Origin of the sequence: [Pseudomonas] carboxydohydrogena (genome assembly GCF_029030725.1) — a bacterium.
GTDB lineage: Bacteria > Pseudomonadota > Alphaproteobacteria > Rhizobiales > Xanthobacteraceae > Afipia > Afipia carboxydohydrogena.
In genome coordinates this window covers 13,284-33,169 of sequence record NZ_CP113162.1, presented here as the reverse complement: position 1 = coordinate 33,169, position 19,886 = coordinate 13,284, and the positions used below count along the sequence as shown (strand labels likewise).

At 64.9% G+C, this 19,886-nt stretch carries 18 protein-coding genes; 1 reads left to right on the top strand and 17 read right to left on the bottom strand.

Annotated features, from left to right (window positions below; genetic code table 11):
* Positions 1–91: 91 nt before the first annotated feature.
* The 4 genes from infB to rimP are packed head-to-tail and all read right to left on the bottom strand — an operon-like array spanning position 92 to position 5,877.
* Complete coding sequence (gene infB, locus AFIC_RS00140) at positions 92–2,695, bottom strand: translation initiation factor IF-2 (RefSeq protein WP_275247186.1); 2,604 nt, start codon at positions 2,693–2,695, stop codon at positions 92–94.
* 41 nt (positions 2,696–2,736) lie between these two features.
* Positions 2,737–3,414 (bottom strand): RNA-binding protein, encoded by a 678-nt coding sequence (locus AFIC_RS00135; protein ID WP_275247185.1) that lies wholly within the window; start codon positions 3,412–3,414, stop codon positions 2,737–2,739.
* A 15-nt stretch (positions 3,415–3,429) separates the two neighbouring features.
* Positions 3,430–5,052, bottom strand: coding sequence for a transcription termination factor NusA (gene nusA / locus AFIC_RS00130; protein WP_275247184.1), 1,623 nt, complete (start codon positions 5,050–5,052; stop codon positions 3,430–3,432).
* Between the two features lie 3 nt (positions 5,053–5,055).
* On the bottom strand, positions 5,056–5,877 hold the full coding sequence (gene rimP / locus AFIC_RS00125; RefSeq protein ID WP_275247183.1) for a ribosome maturation factor RimP: 822 nt from the start codon (positions 5,875–5,877) through the stop codon (positions 5,056–5,058).
* A gap of 335 nt (positions 5,878–6,212) precedes the next feature.
* Between rimP and AFIC_RS00120 the strand changes: the two genes are divergently transcribed.
* Positions 6,213–7,289 carry a DUF2336 domain-containing protein gene (locus AFIC_RS00120; RefSeq protein ID WP_275247182.1) on the top strand — a complete coding sequence of 359 codons (1,077 nt, stop codon included), beginning with the start codon at positions 6,213–6,215 and terminating at the stop codon, positions 7,287–7,289.
* A 17-nt stretch (positions 7,290–7,306) separates the two neighbouring features.
* On the opposite strand, the gene trmB is transcribed toward AFIC_RS00120, so the two are convergent.
* The 13 genes from trmB to murJ all read right to left on the bottom strand — a co-directional run bounded on the left by trmB (position 7,307) and on the right by murJ (position 19,768).
* Entirely contained in the window at positions 7,307–8,008 is a 702-nt protein-coding gene (trmB, locus tag AFIC_RS00115; RefSeq protein WP_275247181.1) for a tRNA (guanosine(46)-N7)-methyltransferase TrmB, read from the bottom strand.
* Between the two features lie 141 nt (positions 8,009–8,149).
* Positions 8,150–8,560, bottom strand: a complete 411-nt coding sequence (locus AFIC_RS00110; protein WP_275247180.1) for a helix-turn-helix domain-containing protein — start codon at positions 8,558–8,560, stop codon at positions 8,150–8,152.
* 220 nt (positions 8,561–8,780) lie between these two features.
* A complete protein-coding gene (lnt, locus tag AFIC_RS00105) occupies positions 8,781–10,385 on the bottom strand; it encodes an apolipoprotein N-acyltransferase (RefSeq protein WP_275247179.1) in 1,605 nt (534 codons plus the stop codon).
* Complete coding sequence (locus tag AFIC_RS00100; protein ID WP_275247178.1) at positions 10,382–11,488, bottom strand: hemolysin family protein; 1,107 nt, start codon at positions 11,486–11,488, stop codon at positions 10,382–10,384. Before AFIC_RS00100 ends, lnt begins: the two co-directional genes overlap by 4 nt.
* 1 nt (position 11,489) lies before the next feature.
* Positions 11,490–11,984, bottom strand: coding sequence for an rRNA maturation RNase YbeY (gene ybeY / locus AFIC_RS00095; protein WP_275247177.1), 495 nt, complete (start codon positions 11,982–11,984; stop codon positions 11,490–11,492).
* Positions 11,985–11,988: 4 nt separating this feature from the next.
* A complete protein-coding gene (locus tag AFIC_RS00090) occupies positions 11,989–13,047 on the bottom strand; it encodes a PhoH family protein (protein ID WP_275247176.1) in 1,059 nt (352 codons plus the stop codon).
* Positions 13,040–14,476: a tRNA (N6-isopentenyl adenosine(37)-C2)-methylthiotransferase MiaB gene (gene miaB, locus AFIC_RS00085; RefSeq protein ID WP_275247175.1), complete on the bottom strand. Its 1,437-nt coding sequence runs from the start codon at positions 14,474–14,476 to the stop codon at positions 13,040–13,042. The genes AFIC_RS00090 and miaB overlap by 8 nt, the downstream gene beginning before the upstream one ends.
* Before the next feature lie 127 nt (positions 14,477–14,603).
* Complete coding sequence (locus tag AFIC_RS00080) at positions 14,604–15,053, bottom strand: Fur family transcriptional regulator (protein ID WP_275247174.1); 450 nt, start codon at positions 15,051–15,053, stop codon at positions 14,604–14,606.
* 24 nt (positions 15,054–15,077) lie between these two features.
* Positions 15,078–15,578, bottom strand: a complete 501-nt coding sequence (gene rimI, locus AFIC_RS00075) for a ribosomal protein S18-alanine N-acetyltransferase (protein WP_275247173.1) — start codon at positions 15,576–15,578, stop codon at positions 15,078–15,080.
* Positions 15,578–16,255 (bottom strand): tRNA (adenosine(37)-N6)-threonylcarbamoyltransferase complex dimerization subunit type 1 TsaB, encoded by a 678-nt coding sequence (gene tsaB / locus AFIC_RS00070; protein ID WP_275247172.1) that lies wholly within the window; start codon positions 16,253–16,255, stop codon positions 15,578–15,580. Before tsaB ends, rimI begins: the two co-directional genes overlap by 1 nt.
* A gap of 132 nt (positions 16,256–16,387) precedes the next feature.
* Entirely contained in the window at positions 16,388–16,951 is a 564-nt protein-coding gene (locus AFIC_RS00065) for a NifU family protein (protein ID WP_275247171.1), read from the bottom strand.
* Between the two features lie 168 nt (positions 16,952–17,119).
* Positions 17,120–18,157, bottom strand: a complete 1,038-nt coding sequence (gene trpS, locus AFIC_RS00060; RefSeq protein ID WP_275247170.1) for a tryptophan--tRNA ligase — start codon at positions 18,155–18,157, stop codon at positions 17,120–17,122.
* Between the two features lie 51 nt (positions 18,158–18,208).
* Complete coding sequence (gene murJ, locus AFIC_RS00055; protein WP_275247169.1) at positions 18,209–19,768, bottom strand: murein biosynthesis integral membrane protein MurJ; 1,560 nt, start codon at positions 19,766–19,768, stop codon at positions 18,209–18,211.
* Between the last annotated feature and the right edge of the window lie 118 nt (positions 19,769–19,886).

The following is a 19,886-nucleotide window of genomic DNA, read 5'->3' as shown; positions in this document are numbered from 1 at the left end:
CTGTTTAAGTATAGCTTTCAGGCGGTGGATTGCCGGGTCAAGCCCGGCAATGACAGCCCCGTTTATTTCAATGCGCCCGTAAGGTTTGGACTTACAGGGAGCGCTGAATGGTCTCCACGCGATAACATTCGATCACGTCGCCAGGACGCATGTCCTGATAGTTCTCGAACGACATGCCGCATTCCTGACCGGCGACGACTTCCTTGGCGTCGTCCTTGAAGCGCTTGAGCTGCGACAGCTTGCCCTCGTGGATCACGACGTTGTCGCGGATCAGGCGGACATTGGCGCCGCGCTCGACGGTGCCGTCGGTCACGCGGCAACCGGCGATCTTGCCGACCTTGGAGATATGGAAGACCTCCAGCACTTGCGCGTTGCCGAGCATGGTTTCGCGCAGCGTCGGCGCGAGCAGGCCGGACATCGCCTTCTTCACGTCGTCCACGAGGTCGTAGATGATGTTGTAATAGCGGATCTCGATGCCGTCGCGCTTGGCGAGCGCCGCCGCTTCCTTGTTGGCGCGGACGGAGAAGCCGATGATCGCGGCGTTGAAACCTTCCGCGAGCGTGACGTCCGATTCCGAGATGCCGCCGACGCCCGCATGCAGGATGCGCGCCGCGACTTCCTCGGTGCCGAGCTTGTCGAGCGAGCCGATGATGGCTTCGAGCGAGCCCTGCACGTCGGCCTTCACCACCAGTGGGAAGTCCTTGCGGCCCGAGGTCTTGAGCTGGCTCATCATCTGTTCGAGCGAGCCGCGCATGCCTGCGGAGGTCGCCGCCGACTTCTCGCGCTTCTGGTGGGCGCGATATTCGGTGACCTGACGGGCGCGGGCTTCGTTCTCGACCACCGCGAGGCGGTCGCCGGCTTCCGGCGGGCCGTTGAAGCCGAGGACTTCGACCGGCATCGAAGGCCCGGCTTCCTGAATGGTCTGGCCCTGATCGTTGATGAGGGCGCGTACGCGGCCCATTTCCGCGCCCGCGACGATGATGTCGCCGACGCGCAGCGTGCCGCGCTGCACGAGCACGGTCGCGACCGGGCCGCGGCCGCGATCGAGCTTGGCTTCGATCACGGTGCCTTCGGCCGGGCGATCCGGATTGGTCTTGAGTTCGAGCAGTTCGGCCTGCAACGCGATCATCTCGAGCAGCTTGTCGAGATTGGTCTTGTTCTTGGCCGAGACCTCGACATCGACAACTTCGCCGCCGAAGGATTCGACCTGGACTTCGTGCTGCAACAATTCGGTGCGCACGCGCTCGGGCTTGGCATCCGGCTTGTCGATCTTGTTGATCGCCACGATCATCGGAACCTTGGCGGCCTTGGCGTGATTGATGGCCTCGATGGTCTGCGGCATCACGCCGTCGTCGGCGGCAACGACGAGGATGACGATGTCGGTGACCTTGGCGCCGCGCGCGCGCATCGCGGTGAACGCGGCGTGGCCGGGGGTGTCGATGAAGGTGATCTTCTTGCCGCTCTCGGGCGAGGTCACCTGATACGCGCCGATGTGCTGGGTGATGCCGCCGGCTTCGCCGGACACCACGTTGGCCTGACGCAACGCGTCGAGCAGCGAGGTCTTGCCGTGGTCGACGTGGCCCATGACGGTGACGACGGGCGCGCGCGGCGTGGTGTCGGAAGCGCGGTCCTCGGCGACGTCGAACAGGCCTTCTTCCACGTCGGATGCGGCGACGCGCTTGACGGTGTGGCCCATTTCCTCGGCGATGAGCTGCGCGGTATCGGCGTCGATGGTGTCGGTGATCTTGACGAGCTGACCCTGCTTCATCAGCAGCTTGACGAGATCGACCGAGCGCTCCGCCATGCGGTTCGCCAGTTCCTGCAACGTGATCGCTTCAGGAATGATGACTTCGCGAACCAGCTTTTCCTTCGGCTCGTTCGACTGATGGCCCTTGGTCAGGCGCTGGGTGCGGCGGCGGAACGAGGCGATCGAACGCTCGCGCACGTCGTCGGCATTCAAAGCGGTGGTCAGCGTCAGGCGGCCGCGCTGCTTGGCGGGGCCGGGCTTCTGCGTGGTTTTCGGTGGCGTGACGGCGCGGATCGCACCGCCGGGTCCGCGACGGACGCGCGGCGCCTCGTCTTCATCGGAGCCGTCGGCGGCGACAGGGGCGCGCGCGGCCGGTGCACCGGCGCGTGCGGCTGGCGCCGCAGCCGTGGCCGTAGCCGGCTTGGCCTCGGCTTCGCCGAACCGCTTCTTGGCTTCGCGCTCGGCCTTGGCCTTGGCCTCGGCCTCGACGCGATGGCGCTCTTCCTCGGCCTTGCGGCGGGCTTCGGCAGCCTCGCGTTCCTGCTGCTCCTTGTATTCCTTGGTGTTACGGCGCGCGGCTTCCGCTTCCGCGGCGCGGCGTTCTTCTTCCTCGCGCACGCGTGCATCGGCGAGCGCGTGAGCGCGCGCGCTTTGCTCGTCATCGGTCAGGGTGCGCAGAACCATCCCGGAGGGACGGGCGGGAGCCTTCGGCGCGGGCGCGCGTGGTGCGGCGGGAGGGGCCTTCGGCGCGGCAGGAGCCTCGGCGACAGGGGCCGGTGCGGCATCGCCCGCGAGGCGGCGCTTGGTTTTCTTCTCGACCACCACCGATTTGCTGCGGCCGTGGCTGAAGCTCTGGCGCACCACGCCGGTCTCCGTGCGCGGTTTCAGCGACAGAGTTTTCGAACCGACGCTCAGCGGCTTGTCGCCAGGGTTTTTCGTATCAGCCATTCAACAGTCCAATCTCGTTCGGTGCGCCGCGACGCGGCCCGTTAGTTGCCATCCGTCTTGCCGTCTCCCGTGCCGTCCGCGTTGCGAAAACGGTCGAGGGTTCGCCAGCGGGACAGGAAGGTTTTCGTCGCAGGCCCTGAAAGCAGGGCTGCATGTACCACATTTGAGCGCCCAAGGGCCAAATCCAATTCGTCGGTTGTGAAGCCCTGAATCCTTGGTGAATCGGCCATTTGCGGGTTTTTCCCCGCGGCGGCGGCCGATTTGGCGGCGAGTTTGCGAATTCCGTCGTCCGCGCCGTCGCTGGCGTGGATCAGGGCCACGGCCGCTCCGGCCGCGATCGCATCCTCGACCTTGCCGTAACCGCAGACGATTTCGCCTGCCTTGCCCACCATCGCGAGCGCATCGAGCGCGCCGCGCGCCAGCAGGGTATCGGTCAGCGCCGCGAGGTCCGGCGGCAGCGTGACGACGCGCCTGAACGCCTTGGCGAACAGGCCGCGTTTCGCCGCTTCACCGACCATGGCCCGCGACAGCGACACCCACAGCCCCCGGCCCGGCAGCTTGCGCCGCACGTCCGGGACCACCTCGCCCGTGGGCGAGAGCACGAAACGGATCAGATCATCGGTGTCCTTCACCTGCCGCGAGACGGCGCACGTCCGCGCGCTCCCGGGCCTGGCCCGGGGACCGCGATCGAGGTCCGTTGTCTCGGAGGTGGCAAACATCGATGGGCATGTCCTTTACGCCGGATGATCTTCGGACGCGGCTTCTTCCGCTTCCGCAGGCAGGTCACTGGAAGACTTGGCGAGATCGGCTTCGGTGATCCAGCCAGCCGCGAGGCGCGCCTGCATGATGATCGCCTCCGCCTCGTCGCGCGATGTTTCGCTCGCATCGAGGAAGCCCGCATGCTTGACGGTCTCGCCGTCCTTGCGCTCCACCCAGCCGACCAGATCGTCGGTGGCGCAGCCGGCGAGATCCTCGACCGTCTTGACGTCGTTCTCGCCGAGCTTCACCAGCATCTTGCCGGTGACGCCCGGAATGTCCTTGAGGGCGTCATCGACGCCGAGTTCCTTGCGCTTCGCTTCCAGCTCGGCGTCGAGCTGTTCGAGATATTCACGCGCGCGGCTCTGCAATTCGTTGGCGGTTTCCTCGTCGAAGCCCTCGATGCCCGCGAGTTCGCGCACATCGACCAGAGCGAGTTCCTCGACCGAGGAGAAGCCTTCGGAGGCCAGCAACTGGCCGACCACTTCGTCGACGTTGAGGGCTTCCATGAACACGCGCGTGGAATTCTCGAAGTCCGCCTGGCGGCGTTCCGATTCTTCCTGCTCGGTCAGGATGTCGATGTCCCAGCCCGTGAGTTGCGATGCGAGGCGCACGTTCTGGCCGCGACGGCCGATCGCAAGGGATAATTGGGTATCCGGCACCACGACTTCAATGCGTTCGCGGTCTTCGTCGATGACGACCTTGGCGACTTCCGCAGGTGCCAGCGCGTTGACGACGAAGGTCGCGATGTCGGGCGACCACGGAATGATGTCGATCTTCTCGCCTTGCAGTTCGTTCACCACCGCCTGCACGCGCGAGCCGCGCATGCCGACGCAGGCGCCGACCGGATCGACCGAGGAATCGCGGGAAATCACGCCGATCTTGGCGCGCGAACCCGGATCGCGGGCGACCGCCTTGATCTCGACGATGCCGTCGTAGATTTCCGGCACTTCCTGCGCGAACAGCTTCGCCATGAACTGCGGATGGGTGCGCGACAGGAAAATCTGGGGCCCACGGGTTTCGCGGCGCACGTCGAAGATGTAAGCGCGGATGCGGTCGCCGTTGCGCAGCGCCTCGCGCGGCAGCATCTCATCGCGGCGCACGATGGCTTCGCCTCGTCCGAGATCGACGATGACGCTGCCGTATTCGACGCGCTTGACGATGCCGTTGACGATCTCGCCGATGCGGTCCTTGAATTCCTGATACTGCCGGTCGCGCTCGGCCTCGCGCACCTTCTGCACGATCACCTGCTTGGCGGACTGCGCGGCGATGCGGCCATATTCCAGCGGCGGCAGGGTGTCGGCGATGGTGTCGCCGATCTGCGCGGTCGGATTGGCGCGCTGCGCGTCCTTCAATGAGATCTGGTTGGCGGCGTTCTCGACCGTCTCCACCACCAGCATGTGGCGCGACAGGCGAAGCTCGCCCTTCTTGGCGTCGATCTCCGCATGCACGTCGGTTTCGGAACCGTAACGGGCGCGCGCCGCTTTCGCGATGGCGTCTTCCATCGCGGCGATCACGATTCCACGGTCGATCGACTTTTCGCGTGCGACGGCATCGGCGATTTGCAGCAGTTCCAGTTTGTTGGCGCTGACAGCGGCCATGGCTTACTCTCCTTCGTGGGAATCGGATAAGGCTGCGCGCCGTTTGGCGTCGGCTGCAAGCCTGTGAGCTTTGGTGTTCTGCGGCAGCGGCTTCTTCGCCGGTTTCCTGGCTGCCTTCTTGTCGGCTTTCGATTGATGCGGCTTCGCCTTGCCGCGCATTTCGCGCGCCTTTTGGGCGTGGGGCGGCGGAGGCGGCAGCACGCCTGCATTCTCAAGCTGCTCGCGTTCGGCGTCGCGGCCGCGGCGCATGGATTCGGCGATCAACTGGTTGGTCAGGACGAGATTGGCGCTGGCGATATCGGAAAGCGGCAACTGCACGTCCGCCTCCTGCGCGCCCTCGTGGTCCTTGGCGTCATCGCGCGTGACGCGCACGAGTCCGCCCTCGATGCCTCCCAGCGTGCCGCGAAAACGCTTGCGGCCGTCGTGCGGCACGGACATCTCGATCTTCACGAGGTGGCCGGTGTAGCGTTCGAAATCGGACTGGCGCACCAGCGGCCGGTCGATGCCGGGCGACGAAATCTCCAGCCGGTAGGCGCGCTGGATCGGATCGGCGACATCCATCACCGGCGACAGCGCCTTGGAGATGGCTTCGCAATCGTCGATCAGCATGGTGCCGTCGGGCCGCTCGGCCATGATCTGCACGGTGCAGCCGGCCTCGCCTGAAATCTTGATGCGCACCAGCTGATAGCCGAGACCCTCGAGCACCGGCTCGGCGACCGCCGCCACCCGCGCTGCGACACCCGGTTCGACCACCAGGCGGCGTTCGACCGCAGGCATAGTCTCGGCAGACATGGCGGTCTCGGGAATGGAAGCGGGTGCGGTCATGTCGGGCGTCAGCGGGTCCGTCTCTATGGTTAAGAAAAGGTTCCATGGCGTTGCCGGGGCAGCGCCGGTTTGTCGCGGCGGGAGGATCGCTTCTCCCGCGGCTCAGGCGATCGCGCCGGGTAACAAAAAAGAGCGGGTCCGGAAGGGCCCACTCTCCTACGTGATCGTATGAGATGATTAGTTGGCAGGGATATACGCCGTTTCCGGGCTCCCGGCAAGGGGTGGTGCGGGCAGGCGCCGCTGGCAGAGAGGAATTGAAGGGCCGGCTAAACCCTTCATTCATGAGCAGTCTCTAGATTGGAAACCGCGCTTGAACCCCGCGCGGACCCGATTTGATGGCAGCAACGTCCCTGATCCCCGAACTCGACGCGATCGCGAAAAGCGGCTCCGCGGAAAAGCGCGCGACCGCGATCACGAAGCTTGCCGAACTGTTCGTGCAGGGCGCTCCGATCTTCGGTCCGCAGCATGTCGAACTGTTCGACGGCATCCTGATCGGTCTCGTGCCTGCGGCCGAGCCTGCGGCGCGCGCCGGTGTGGCTGCGCGTTTTGCGAGCCTGTCCAACGCACCGCCCGGCGTCGTCAATTATCTCGCGCGGGAAGATGAAATCCGTATCGCGGGTCCTATCCTGAGCCGCTCGCCCCTGATCAACGAAGATCTGCTGATGGAGATCGCGCGCGCCAAGGGGCAGGCGCATCTCGCGGCGATCTCCGAGCGCGATACGCTTGCGGCACCCCTGACCGATGTGATCTTGCGCCGCGCCGATCGCGAAGTGGTGCGCGTGCTGGCGAAGAATTCCGGTGCTGCGTTTTCCACGGCCGGATATTCCGGCCTGATCAATCGCGCCGCCGATGACGGCGTGCTGGCGCTGTCGCTCGGCCAGCGCGAGGACATTTCGCCTGACGGCCTGAAGGAGTTGCTGTCGAGGTCGGTGGACATCGTGCGCCGCCGGATGTTCGAGACGGCGAAGCCGAAGCAGCGGCTTGCGATCAACCAGGCGATGCTGGAAATTTCCTCGGCGCCGCGCGCGCGAATGGTGAAGCGCGACTTCGCCCCGGCGCAGCGGCTTATTCTCGCGCTGCATCAGTCCGGCGGCCTGAACGAGGCGGCGCTCTTGAATTTCGCCAAGGAGCACAAATACGAAGAAGCCGTCGCCGCGCTTTCCGCGATGTCCGGCGTGCGCCTTGCGACGGTCGATCAGTTGATCCTCGGCGATCGCTACGATCCGATCCTCCTGATCGCGCGCGCGATCGGTCTCGAATGGGCGACGGCGCGCGCGCTGATCGTTCTGCGTCTGGGGCCGGGCAAGATGCCTTCGCCGCCGGATATCGAAGAAGCGCGCCTCAACTACGAGCGGCTCTCCACCACGACGGCGCAGCGCGTGCTGGTGTTCTGGCGCGCGCGCGAAAAATAAGCCCGCGAATTAAATCATCAAAGCCGCTGAAACCGCAGGTAAGTCGCCTTACGGCCTTCCCGTGTCGCCTTCGCGCCGTAGCGCGTCATGGTGTAGCCCGCCCATGGCGCGCGCCAGTCGCCGGCGCGCTCAGCAAGCCAGAGGAAATCCTCGGCGCGTTGCAGGTGCCACAGCGTCCATGACGTGTAGTCGTCGATGTCGCAGACGAAACGGAACTCGCCATGCGGCGTCAACGCACGCGCCATCGCCTTGATCGTGGCGTCCTGCACGAAGCGGCGCTTCCAGTGCCGCCGTTTCGGCCATGGGTCGGGATGGATCAGGTCGATCCGCGCCAGCGAGTGTTGCGGTACCCATGCGAGAAGCTCTGCGGCGTCGCCGGCGAACAGGCGGATGTTGGAAAGACCGCGCGCCTCGATCTGCGCGAGAATCTTCGCCATGCCGTTGACGTAGGGCTCGCAGCCGATGAAGCCGGTGCCCGGAAATGCCGACGCTTCGGCAAGCAGATGCTCGCCGCCGCCGAAGCCGATCTCAAGACGAACGGCATCGGTACCTGCGGGGAACAGCGCGGTCAAAGTTGCGGGCGGCGGCGCGCCGATGCCGAGCACAAGGCGCGGCAGCAAGTCCTCGATCAGCGAGGCGTGATGCGGGCGCAGCTTGTGTCCCTTGCGGCGTCCGAAAAAGGACCGCGAGGGCGCGTCATGGTTATGGTTGTCCGGCATGTCGGAGCGAGCCTTGCAGGAATGGAGCGCAGGAAATGACGCAAGGAAAATCCTGCATCATGGATGCTCGCAATAAAAGGCTCGGGGCAAAAAGGGAAATCGAAAATCGCAAGCCAAGCCTGTTGCAAGCCAAGCCTGCTGTCAGGACGGGTTCTGCGTTCCGGCGATCTGCTCGACGAGGTCGACGATGCTGCGGCGGAGCTTCGCGTCCGTGATCTTCGTGAATGCGCGCGTCAGAGCCAGCCCCTCGGAGGTCGCGAGAAAGTCCGAGACGTAAGCCGGAGAGGGCGCTTCGCCGAGGCCCTCGACGCTGGTGCTGTTGGTCGGTCCGCCCTCGAACAGAAACGAGACCGGCACTTGCAGGATATCGGCGATCTGATGCAGGCGGCTTGCGCCGATGCGGTTGGTGCCTTTTTCGTATTTCTGGATTTGCTGAAACGTTAGCCCGAGCGCATCGCCGAGCTTCTCCTGACTCAGTCCCAGCATGATGCGACGCATCCGCACGCGGCTGCCGACATATTTGTCAACCGGGTTTGGTGTTTTCGCCGACATCACAAGTTGTTCCCTGACCGACCGTGAAAAGGAGCACGATACTCTTCGAGTAAGCTGCTTTTTCGAATTTCGTCAAATTTCCGCTCTGACCCATATGGTCGCAATGGCCGATCGTGCCGACCATAGAGCAATTTTAAGCTGATAGAATGGGCTAAATAGAGTCGGAGCGGCGCCGTCTCATTATTTGATATTGATCCCGGCGAGATGAACGAGCGGCGGATTAATCTTCACGCCGGCGCCGGACGAGCACGACAAGCCCGGCAAACAAGACCATCACGCCGAGGGGGATATGCCGCCAGCGTGAAAAAACGGTGGGCGGTAACGCCACGGGTAGGGCGGAATCCAGAACGGCTTCTTGACCAAGCGCAAGGTGGCCGACCTCACGTCCCACGGGATCGATCACCGCGGAAATTCCGGTATTGGCGCTGCGTACGATCGGCAGCCCTTCCTCGATGGCGCGCAGGCGCGCCATCTGAAGATGCTGATAGGGGCCCGTGCTGTTTCCGAACCAGCCGTCATTGGTCAGGTTGACGATCCAGCCTGGCCGCTCGCCCGCGGGCACGATGGCATTGGAAAAGGCGACTTCGTAGCAGATCAGAGGGAGGACGCGCGGCGTGCCGGGAATGGCCATGGTGCGCCGGCGGGAACCCGGAATGAAGCCGCCTTGCACCTTGGTGATCTGCTGGAACCCGATTTTCTCCAGCATATTCTGGAACGGGAGGTATTCGCCGAACGGCACGAGATGAAGCTTATCGTAGACCGATAGAATGTCGCCGTCGTGGTTGATGACGTAAATCGAGTTGTAGGCCCGGGTCGGCTTCACGGCAGGCGACAGGTCGGGTGCGCGGACCGCGCCGGTGATCAGCGTGGTCTGCGGCGGCAGGAAGCCCGCGATCTTGGCAAGTTCCGCCGGTTCGCGCGTCAGGAAAAACGGAAATGCCGATTCCGGCCAGATCAGGATCGTGGCGTCGCGCACGCCGCTGGTCTGCGGGCCGGTGGCGCGGTCCGACAGCGCCATGTATTTCGCGATCACGTCGTCCTTGGCGGAGTAGTTGAACTTCACGTCCTGTTGCAGGTTCGGCTGCATCAGCCGCAGCTTCACGCCGCCGACGAATTGCGTCGGGTGTTGATCAAGCCGCCATGCGCCGTAGCCACCGCTTGCCGCGAGCAGGAGGATCGAGACGGCGAACGGCAGCCATGGCCAAGTCGTGCGGGCGCGATCGTCGATCAGGGTCGCGGGGCTGGCAAAGATCGCGATCGCGAGGAAACTCACGCCCCAGATGCCGATCAATGACGCGGCCTGCGCCATCGCCAATGGCTCGGCGAGCGCATAGCCGAACAGGTTCCACGGAAAGCCGGACAGGATATGGCCGCGCAACCATTCGCTGACGGTGAGCGCCACCGCGAGCGACAACAGGCGCGACCAATCCCTGGTCCAGATCAGCCGCGCCAGCGCGCAACCCGCCGCCATGAACAGCGCCAGCAGCGCGGGCAGCCCAAGGATCGCGAGCGGCAGCAGCCAGGCGAAGGTGTCGGCATCGACGAGGAGCGCGTTGCCGATCCAGTATAGTCCGGCGACGAAATAGCCGAGGCCGAACCACCACCCGGCGATGGCGGCGCTGGTCACGCCGCGCCGGCCGGTGCCGGTGCCGTCAATCAGCCACACCAGCACCGGGAAGGTGATGAACAAAACCGGCCATGCATTGAAGGGGGCCATCGCCAGCGCGGAGATCGCGCCCGCGGCAAGGGCGATAGCCGCGCGCCGCCAGCCCCAGCTCAGGATGATGGCGCGTGCTGGCGAATGCAGGGCGGTGGCCACGCTCATGGACTGGTCTCTCCACCCGGCGGCGATTTGGCAGGCGCCTGCTCGGCGGATGGTTCGCGGCGGCGTCCGTCGCGCGGCGGGCGGCCGCTGGCTTCTTCCTTGCGGATGCCGATGCGCACGCGCTTGACGCGGCGCGGATCGGCGTCGAGCACTTCGATCTCGAATTCGCCGGGGCCGGGAATGATTTCACCGCGCACCGGGAAGCGGCCGATCTGGTTGACCAGATAGCCGCCGAGCGTATCGACGTCCTCACCGGCCTCGCCGGCATCGAACGCCTCGCCGACCACGGACTTCACATCCTCAAGGCTGGCGCGGCCGTCGGCGATGAAGGAGTTATCGGCCTGGCGCACCACGGAGGGCGCTTCATCGCTGTCGTGTTCATCGTCGATCTCGCCGACGATCTGCTCGACGATGTCCTCGATCGAGACGAGGCCGTCGGTGCCGCCATATTCATCGACCACGAGCGCCAGATGAATGCGTGTCGCCTGCATCTGCGCCAAGAGGTCGATCGCGGGCATCGACGGCGGCACGTACAGAAGCTCGCGCATGATCGCCGCATCCGCCAGCGGAATGGCGAGATTGACGGATTTGAGGTCGAGGCCCGCCGGAAACGGCTTCTTGCGCCTGGCGTTGGCCTCGGGGTCCACCTTCGCCTTCGAGGTGATGAAGGCGACAAGGTCGCGGATGTGGACGATGCCCTCGGGTTCGTCGAGCGTGTCGTTGTAGACGACGAGGCGCGAATGGCCCGCGCTCTCGAACAGCAGCATCAGTTCGGCCAATGAAATGTCGCGGCGGACGGCGACGATATCGGCGCGCGGCACCATGACATCGGCGATGCGGCGATCGTGCAGCGACAGGATGTTGCGCAGCATGGTGCGCTCGACCGCGGTGAAGCTGGTCTCGTCGTCGGGAGCGGTGGCGTCAAGCACGACCTGAATATCGGCGCGCGCGGAGCCGGCCTTCCAGCCGAATAATGAGCGGATCGCGCGCGACAGCCAGGATTCGGCGGCCGGGCGCAGCACCTCGCCTTGTTGCACCGGCACGGGCAGCGTGGTGCTCGAAGGGATAGGTGGGGTCGCTGGGTCGTCGGAATCCGGGGGCACGTTAGGTCGCCTGATCGTTGATGAGGTAGGGGTCGGCGATGCCGAGGCTTGCCAGAATCTCGCGCTCCAGACCTTCCATCTCCTCGGCCTCAGTGTCGTCGAGATGGTCATAGCCGAGCAGGTGCAGGAAGCCATGAATGGCGAGATGACTCAAATGGTTTTGAAACGGCTTGCCTTCGGTCTCCGCCTCAAGGCGCGTCGTCTCATAGGCGATGGCGATGTCGCCGAGCATCAAGGGCTGCGGCGTTGCGCCGGGCGGCTGCGCGGCCGGAAAGGACAGCACGTTGGTCGCCTTGTCCTGCCCGCGCCATTCCTTGTTCAGTTCGCGGACGCGCGCATCGTCCGCCAGCATCACCGCGACCTCGGTGTCCTCCGCAGGCAGTTCGACCAACGCGGCGGCTGCGGCGATGGCGCGCTGGACGACCTCTTCGGCGTCAAGCTGCTCCTGCCAGCAATCGGCAGCGATCAGAATATCGGCGGTGGGAGGTTGCGGCATGATCTCAGGAGGGCTTGGCCGGAGAAGCCGTGCGCGGGCCGCCTTCATATGCGGCGACGATGCGCGCGACCAGTTCGTGACGGATCACGTCCTCGGCGGCGAACGTCACCTGCGCGATGCCTTCGACGCCGGCAAGAAGTTTCGAGGCTTCCGCGAGACCCGATTGCTGGCCGTTCGGCAGATCGACCTGGCTCGGATCGCCGGTGATGATCATGCGGCTGTTTTCGCCCAGACGCGTCAGGAACATCTTCATCTGCATCGACGTGGTGTTCTGCGCCTCGTCGAGAATGATCGCGGCATTGGTCAGCGTGCGGCCGCGCATGAAGGCGAGCGGCGCGATCTCGATCTCGCCGCTTTGCAGCGCGCGCTCGACGACGCGCGAATCCATCAGGTCGTAGAGCGCGTCGTAGATCGGCCTTAAGTAAGGATCGACCTTCTCGCGCATGTCGCCCGGCAGGAAGCCGAGCCGTTCGCCGGCCTCGACGGCGGGCCGCGACAGGATGATGCGATCGACTTCCTTGCGCTCGAACAACTGGCAGGCCTGCGCCACCGCGAGCCATGTCTTGCCGGTGCCTGCGGGGCCGATGCCGAACACGAGTTCGTTGCGCTTGAGCGCGCGGATATAGGCGTCCTGCGCGGCGGTGCGGGCGCGCACCGGGCGCTTGCGCAGGTTGATTTCCTCGAACGAGGTTTTTCCGGCGCGGGTTTCGAAATCGAACAGCGAGCCTTGCGCGAGGATGGCGCGGATCGCGCCCTCGACATCGCCATGGCTGATGTCGGTCGAGGCCAGCGCCTGCTTGTAGAGCGTTTCGAGCACGCGCCGCGCCGCGTCGCAGCCGTCGCGCGACCCCGCGATGGTGACATGGTTGCCGCGCGAATCAGCGACCACGCCGAGGCGGCGTTCGATCAGCGCGAGGTGCTGGCCGTAGGGTCCCACCAGCGCGGAGGCGGCACGGTTGTCGTCGAAGGCGACGACGATCTGTGTTTCCGGTGAGGAGGAAGGGTCGCGATCGGGTTTGCGGCCGGGAGCGAGTGAAGGTGAATCCGCTGCGCTTTTAGGCAAAGGTTTCAGACTCCGTTGCAAGGATCGGTGAAGGGGCTGCGTCCGCCGCGTTCGCGTGCGCGAGCCTGCCCTTGAGGCTGTAGCGCTCCAGACTGTCGATGGTGACCGGCAGAACCTGGCCGATGATGTCGGCGGGGGCCATCACATGCGCCGGTTGCAGATAGGCGGTGCGGCCGACGATCTGACCCGGCTCGCGCGCCGCGCGCTCGAACAGCACCTCGACGGTGCGGCCAATGGCAGACCTGTTGAAACTCGCCTGCTGGGCGTCGATCAGGGCCTGAAGCCGCGCCAGGCGCTCGTCCATCACCGCTGCTGGAACCGCCAATGGAACAGCCAAGGCCGTGTCCGTCTCCTGCATGTCCGCCGCCGGGGTGCCCGGACGGGGCGAATACTTGAACGAATAGGCGCCAGCGTAACTGATTTGTGTGACGAGTGCGAGAGTGTCGGAAAAATCCCGGTCGGTTTCACCCGGGAATCCGACGATGAAGTCCGAGGAAAAGGCGATGCCCGGAGACGCTTTCCGGAACCGCTCGATGACGCGGATGTAATCGGCCGCGGTGTGCTTGCGGTTCATCGCCGCCAGAATCCGGTCGGAGCCGGATTGCACCGGCAGATGCACGAACGGCATCACGGCGGGAATGTCGCGATGGGCCTCGATCAGTGAATCATCCACGTCGCGCGGATGGCTGGTCGAATAACGCAGCCGGGCGATGCCCGGGATCGCGGCGAGGCGATGCAGCAGGCGGCCGAGCGGCCATGTCAGACTGTCGGGCCCTTCGCCGTGATAGGCGTTGACGTTCTGGCCGATCAGCGTGATCTCGCGCACGCCGTTGTCGGCGAGCCGCTTCACGTCATCGACAATGGCGGCGACCGGCCGCGACACTTCCATGCCGCGCGTGTAGGGCACGACGCAGAAGGTGCAGAACTTGTCGCAGCCTTCCTGCACCGTGACGAAGGCCGAGACGCCGCGCGCGCGGATCGCGGCGGGTTGCGGCGCGGGCAATGATGAGAATTTATCCTGAATAGGAAATTCGGTTTCGATCGCGGGCGCGCCGCTGCGCGCCTTCGCCAGAAGTTTAGGCAGATTGTGATAGCTCTGCGGACCGACCACGACATCGACGGCGCTGGCGCGCCGCGTGATCTCCGCGCCCTCGGCCTGCGCCACGCATCCGGCGACGGCGATCTTCATGTCGCGGCCCGCGCGCTCGGCTTCTTCCTTCATCACCCGCAGGCGGCCGAGTTCGGAGAATACTTTCTCCGACGCCTTCTCGCGGATGTGGCAGGTGTTGAGGATGACGAGATCGGCCTCGCTGGCGTCCGCCGTCTCCACGAACCCCTCGGGCGCCAGCGTGTCCACCATGCGCTGCGCATCGTAGACGTTCATCTGGCAGCCGTAGGATTTGATGTGCAGCTTGCGCGGCGGCGTCATGAGGTCCGGTTGGTTGCGGCGATGGCGGAAGGAGCAGGTTCTTCCGCGTCTGGCGCTTCAAATATAGCGGATCGGGGGCCGAATCCAGCAATCGGGGGCCTCAAAACCTGCTGAAATCGATGGAAATTCAGCTTTTGTCGTCGTCGAGCGGGACGCAATACAGTTCCAGACGGTGGTCCACCAGCCGGTAGCCGAGTTTGCGGGCAATTTCGGTCTGTAGCGTCTCGATCTGCTCGGAGGTGAACTCGATCACCTTGCCGTCGCGCAAATTGATGAGATGGTCGTGATGGTTGTCCGGCACCTGCTCGTAGCGCGCGCGGCCTTCGCGGAAATCGTGACGCTCGATGATGCCCGCATCCTCGAACAGCTTGACGGTGCGGTACACCGTCGAGATCGAGATCTTGTCATCGACCGCGACGCAGCGGCGATAGAGTTCTTCCACATCCGGATGATCGGTGGATTCCGCCAGCACGCGCGCGATGACGCGGCGCTGCTCGGTCATGCGCATGCCGGTCGCGGCGCAGCGCGACTCGATGTCGGTCGATGTCGAAGCAGGTACGGGTTTCACGACTGGCATGGATGCCATTTTGCCATTTGAGAGCTACGACGACAAGTCGCGGCGCATCACGATGGCATTTAATTGAGCACCGCTGTCATCTTTATAATAGCGCTCACGCCGGCCCACGGTGCTGAAACCAGTCCTCGCATACAGCGCGCGCGCGGGGCGGTTGTTTTCCTCGACTTCGAGAAAAACCGTCCGGATGCCGGCCCCCGCGAGATAGCCGAGATGGGTCTGGACCAGCGGGCCGGCCAGGCCGCGGCCGCGCAGGTTCGGCGCGATCGCGACCGACAGAATTTCCGCCTCGTCCGCCGCCATGCGCGAGAGAATGAAGCCCGCGACGGTGTTGCCCATCCGCAGCCTGTGTGCGAGCACGCTGCGGTCGGCCAGCAATTGCTCGAATTCCCCGGCATCCCATCCGCGATGGAAGGATGCCTTGTGCAGCCGCGCCAGAGCAGGCGCGTCACGCAAGTTCGCGGGTTCGACCGCCGCCGCGCCGCGCGTGGAAAACAGCGACAGGAATTTCGAGACGAGGCCCGCCATCAGCGTTGCGCCAGTTCGGCCCTGGTCTTGGCGTCGGGCGCGCGAAGATAATAAGGCCGTGGCGGCGCTTCATCGGGCACCACGCTGGCGCCGAGCCATGCCACCCATGCGATGTCCGGTGCCGCCTGCCGGTTGACCGATGCGGGCGAGGCGAACTCCGGAGGCCATTTTTCCGCGATCATGTCAGCCGCATCGCCGACAATATGCGCGGCGCCGAAGCGGGCGGCGCGGTACACGTCCTCAAGCGGCATGATGGCGGGCTTGATCAGGGTGGTGCCGTCGCCTGAAAAGGCCTGGGCATAGACATGGCCATGGCGGGCATCGATCGCGGCGATCACCGGCGTTTCACTTTCTCCGTCGATCAGCGGCGCGGCATAGGCGGCAAGCGTGGTGATGCCGACCACGGGCCGGTTGGCGGCGAGGCCAAGCCCGCGCGCCGCCGAAATGCCGACCCGCAATCCGGTGAAGCTGCCGGGGCCGACCGTGACCGCGATCCGGTCGAGCGCGGCATAGGAGACTACGGACGCCTTCATCACCTCGTCGATCATCGGCATCAGCGCTTCGGCGTGACCGCGCTTCATCGGCAGGCTCTGCCGTGCGCGGAAGATTTCCGCCTCGGTGTCGAGCACCGCGGCAGCGCAGGATTCCAGCGCGGTATCGATGGCGAGGACGAGCATGATGGGCGAATAAGGTTTTCGTGAAAGGGCTAAATCGCAGGCCCAAAAGCCTGCCGGGGTATGCAAGCATTCAGAAAAATAAATGGCCGGGTCAAGCCCGGCCATCGTCAAATCGTCGCGCGCGAGGAAGGCTTACATCGGCCTCACTTCGACAACGTCGGGCACGTAGTGCTTGAGCAGGTTCTGGATGCCGTGCTTGAGCGTCGCGGTCGAGGACGGGCAGCCCGAGCAGGAGCCCTTCATGTCGAGGAAAACGATGCCGTCCTTGAAGCCGCGGAAGGTGATATCGCCGCCGTCGCTGGCGACCGCCGGGCGGACACGGGTCTCGATGATGTCCTTGATGATGGTCACCGTTTCGGCATCGGCCTCGTTGAAAAATTCCTCGGCGTGAGGTCCGGCATCCGGCTGCGCGCCGTCGGCGAGGATCGGCCCGCCGGACATGTAGTGCTCCATGATGGTGCCGAGGATCGCGGGCTTGAGGTGCTGCCAGTCGCCGTCGTCCTTGGTGACGGTGACGAAATCGGAGCCGTAGAACACGCCGGTCACGCCGGGGATGTCGAACAGCTTCACGGCCAGCGGCGAGCGCGCGGCGCTGTCGCGGCTGGTGAACTCCATCGTGCCGCCTTCGAGCACGGCGCGGCCGGGCAGGAATTTCAGCGTGGCGGGATTGGGGGTAGCTTCGGTCTGGATGAACATGGGTGTCTCCAACGCATCGCCGGTTCAAGGCCGGCGCGATCGGGTTGCGATGCCTTCTCCTAGCAGATGGCGTGGCGAAAAGCACGGTCAAGACGGCAACGCGGATATGCGACCGCAAAATAGGGTCAGGAACGGACGGCTGGGGCCGAAATGTCGCGGAAATCCGGGCTATTTCGGCTGCACGAAGCCGACGATGTCCTTCACCGCCTTCATGGTCTCGAACGCGATGGCGCGGGCGCGCTCCGCGCCCTTCACCAGCACGGCGTCGACATGGCCGGGGTCCTGCATCAGCCGCTTCATCTCGGCGCCGACCGGGCCGAGCTTGTCCACGGACAGATCGACCAGCGTCGATTTGAAACCCGAGAACTGTCCGCCGCCGAATTCGCGCAGCACGTCGGCCTTGGTGCGGCCGGAGAGTGCCGCGTAGATGCCGACGAGATTGTCGGCCTCGGGGCGCGCCTTGAGGCCGTCTTCTTCCGAGGGGAGCGGTTCCGGATCGGTCTTGGCCTTGCGGATCTTCTGCGCGATGGCGTCGGCGTCGTCGGTGAGGTTGATGCGCGAATAATCCGACGGGTCTGACTTCGACATCTTCTTCGATCCGTCGCGCAGGCTCATCACGCGCGTCGCCGGGCCGGTGATGAGCGGTTCGGGCTGCGGAAAAAATTTTGCGTCGTAGCCCTTGGCGGCGATGGACTCCGAGAAATCGTTGTTGAACTTCTGCGCGATGTCGCGCGCCAGTTCCAGATGCTGCTTCTGGTCCTCGCCGACCGGCACATGGGTCGCGCGATAGACGAGAATGTCCGCCGCCATCAGGTTCGGATAGGCGTACAGGCCGACGGATGCGTTCTCGCGATCCTTGCCGGCCTTCTCCTTGAACTGGGTCATGCGATTGAGCCAGCCGAGGCGGGCGACGCAGTTCAGCACCCACGCGAGTTCGGCGTGCTCGGCGACCTGGCTCTGGTTGAACACGATATGCTTGTCGGGATCGATGCCGCTGGCGAGAAATGCCGCCGTCACCTCGCGGATGTTGTGCGTCAGCTCAACCGGGTTCTGCCACACCGTGATCGCGTGCAGGTCCACCACGCAATAGATGCAGTTGTGAGTCTGCTGCAATTTCACGAAATTGACGATGGCGCCGAGATAGTTGCCGAGGTGCAGATTGCCCGTCGGCTGGACGCCCGAAAAAACCCGCTGGATCGCTGTCATGATATCGTTCCCGAGCAAGCGCCGCTGAAGGCTTCAACCTGCTTCCGCCGCTCACTTGCCACGAGGGCTGCGGTCGCGCAAGTCGCCGAAAGCCTCGCCCCAGCTTACGACATTGAACAGATCGAGCAGCAGCCCGTAGAACGAAATGCCGGCCGCCACCATGCCGCCTAGAATCGTGAGGCGCGGGAAGAACGGGGCGTTCGCCGTCAGGTCCGCGACGAAATATTGCGAGGTGAAAAGCGTCAGCCCCATGATGGCGGCGCACAGCGCGATGCGCGGCAGCCGCCGCCGCGCGTCGTCGTCGATGGAGAAGCCGAACGAGGATGCCCAGCATCCTGTCAGGATCAGGGCACAGACCCATGCGCCGAGCGAGATGCTGGCGGCGATGCCGGAAACGCCGAAGCGATGATCGACGAGAAGGCCCGCGATCACCGCGCTGGCGATGCCCGCGAGCGTGGCGAGAAGCGGCGTGCGCGTGTCCTCGCGCGCGAAAAAGGCGGGCGCCAGAACCTTCACCAGAACGTAGGCGGGCAATCCCAGCGCCAGCACCGACAGCGCCTGCGCGGTGGCGGCCGTGTCGGTCGCGGTGAATGCGCCGTGCTGGAACAGGATGCCGATGATCGGCTCGCTCAGCAGGATCAGGCCGAGCGTGGCGGGCAGCACCAGTCCGACGGCGAGTTCGATGCCGCGCGATTGCGCGTGGGTGAGGGCGGCGCGGTCGTTGTTCTGGATCGCATGGGTGAATTCCGGCATCAGCACGGTGCCCATGGCGACGCCGACCATGCCGAGCGGCAATTCGATCAGGCGGTTGGCGAAATAGAGCCATGATACAGCCGCGGGCGAGCTGGAGGCGATGATCGCGCCCGCGACGATCAGGAATTGCGGGCCGGAATTCGCGATCATGCCGGGCACCGCCTTGCGGTAGAAGGCGCGAATCTGCGGATTGAAGGAAATGCGAATGGGCGCGGCAAGGCCCGCCCGCCATGGCCTGCGCTGGATCAGCACCAGCATCTGGAAGCAGCCGGCGACGCCGACCGCGCCCGCGATGATCGTCGCGGAGGTCTGCGCATCGTGATGCCACACCAGCAGCGACAGGATGATGGCGATCATCATGATGTTGAACAGCACCGGCGAGAACGCGGTGAGCAGAAATCGCCGTTCGGCGTTGAGCGCGCCCATCATGACGGTAATGGGGCCGACGAAGGCGAAGTAGGGCATCATCAGCCGCGTATTATCGATGGCGAGCTGCATGGTCTGTTGGCCGATGAAGCCCGGCGCCATCACCGCGATCACGAGCGGCATCAGTCCGGTGAACACCACGGCGATCCCGATCAGGATCAGGCACAGGCTGCCCATGACTTGCCCCGCGAAAGCGGTCGCTGCGATCGCACCCTCGCTGTCGCGCAGCCGCAGATAGATCGGCACCAGTGCCGCGTTCAGCGAGCCCTCGGAGAGCGCGCGGCGAGCGACATTGATGAATTGCAGCGCGACCAGAAAGGCATCCGCCACGGGGCCCGCGCCAAGCAGGGCGGCGATCAGCGTGTCGCGGAGAAAACCCAGGACCCGCGAGATCAGCGTTCCGGCGGAAACCGTGAGGATGTGGCGGATCATCGGCGTTTTTGGAAGTGGTCGAAGGTTCGGCTGCTTGCTGGCAGAGGGTTTGTCGTGATAGGTCGCGCTGGCGTTCAAACCGCCGCGAATACCTCCATCTCTTACCAGCTTTAGCCGG

Bases quoted from the DNA above. Each gene is read 5' to 3' on its own strand.
- infB (WP_275247186.1), bottom strand. From the start codon at position 2,695: ATGGCTGATACGAAAAACCCTGGCGACAAGCCGCTGAGCGTCGGTTCG.
- AFIC_RS00135 (WP_275247185.1), bottom strand. From the start codon at position 3,414: ATGTTTGCCACCTCCGAGACAACGGACCTCGATCGCGGTCCCCGGGCC.
- nusA (WP_275247184.1), bottom strand. From the start codon at position 5,052: ATGGCCGCTGTCAGCGCCAACAAACTGGAACTGCTGCAAATCGCCGAT.
- rimP (WP_275247183.1), bottom strand. From the start codon at position 5,877: ATGACCGCACCCGCTTCCATTCCCGAGACCGCCATGTCTGCCGAGACT.
- AFIC_RS00120 (WP_275247182.1), top strand. From the start codon at position 6,213: ATGGCAGCAACGTCCCTGATCCCCGAACTCGACGCGATCGCGAAAAGC.
- trmB (WP_275247181.1), bottom strand. From the start codon at position 8,008: ATGCCGGACAACCATAACCATGACGCGCCCTCGCGGTCCTTTTTCGGA.
- AFIC_RS00110 (WP_275247180.1), bottom strand. From the start codon at position 8,560: ATGTCGGCGAAAACACCAAACCCGGTTGACAAATATGTCGGCAGCCGC.
- lnt (WP_275247179.1), bottom strand. From the start codon at position 10,385: ATGAGCGTGGCCACCGCCCTGCATTCGCCAGCACGCGCCATCATCCTG.
- ybeY (WP_275247177.1), bottom strand. From the start codon at position 11,984: ATGCCGCAACCTCCCACCGCCGATATTCTGATCGCTGCCGATTGCTGG.
- miaB (WP_275247175.1), bottom strand. From the start codon at position 14,476: ATGACGCCGCCGCGCAAGCTGCACATCAAATCCTACGGCTGCCAGATG.
- AFIC_RS00080 (WP_275247174.1), bottom strand. From the start codon at position 15,053: ATGCCAGTCGTGAAACCCGTACCTGCTTCGACATCGACCGACATCGAG.
- rimI (WP_275247173.1), bottom strand. From the start codon at position 15,578: ATGGCGGGCCTCGTCTCGAAATTCCTGTCGCTGTTTTCCACGCGCGGC.
- tsaB (WP_275247172.1), bottom strand. From the start codon at position 16,255: ATGCTCGTCCTCGCCATCGATACCGCGCTGGAATCCTGCGCTGCCGCG.
- AFIC_RS00065 (WP_275247171.1), bottom strand. From the start codon at position 16,951: ATGTTCATCCAGACCGAAGCTACCCCCAATCCCGCCACGCTGAAATTC.
- trpS (WP_275247170.1), bottom strand. From the start codon at position 18,157: ATGACAGCGATCCAGCGGGTTTTTTCGGGCGTCCAGCCGACGGGCAAT.
- murJ (WP_275247169.1), bottom strand. From the start codon at position 19,768: ATGATCCGCCACATCCTCACGGTTTCCGCCGGAACGCTGATCTCGCGG.